General features: G+C 75.0%; 1 protein-coding gene. It reads right to left on the bottom strand.

All coding sequences use genetic code 11. The features are described from left to right. Positions 1-198: 198 nt before the first annotated feature. Positions 199-516 (bottom strand): helix-turn-helix domain-containing protein (locus tag GT354_RS08610; protein ID WP_161355665.1); only part of this gene is annotated, 318 nt, incomplete at its 5' end.

The following is a 516-nucleotide window of genomic DNA, read 5'->3' as shown; positions in this document are numbered from 1 at the left end:
CCGCGCCGGGCCAGTGCCCGGGTCACTGCCCGTCCGGTCTTGCCTGCCGCTCCGGTGATCACGATCATGCGGCCACGCTAGGCACCGCGCGCCCGCCACTCACCGGCTGCGCTCGCCAACCCGGGCCGCCCCGATCCGGCACATCCTGCCGAAGGCGCGGGTGGCCGGCGGCCGGTTCCCGAGTCCGGTACCTGCTTCCTACCGGCGCAGCGGACCGCGCGTGGCGAGCAGTTCGCGGGCGGCGAGGGCCGCGCGCAGTGGGCCCTGGCGGTCGGGATGGTCGGGGCTGACCGACAGGAGCGACTCGATCAGCGCCAACCGCTGGTGGACCGACTGCCGGCGCAGGAACAGCACACCCGCGGTCACCGTCTTGGAGCCCCCGCAGCGCAGGTACGCCTCAAGGGTGTCCACCAGGCCGGTGCCGCGCGCCGCGTCCGCCGCGACGAGCGGGCCGAGCTGGTCCTCGACCAGGTCGGCGAGTTCTTCGGGGGTCGACCGGTCCAGCACCCGTTCCAC

It is taken from the genome of Streptomyces sp. SID3343 (genome assembly GCF_009865215.1).
In the GTDB taxonomy this organism is placed as follows: Bacteria; Actinomycetota; Actinomycetes; order Streptomycetales; family Streptomycetaceae; genus Embleya.
This window is presented reverse-complemented; position numbering and strand designations above follow the sequence as displayed.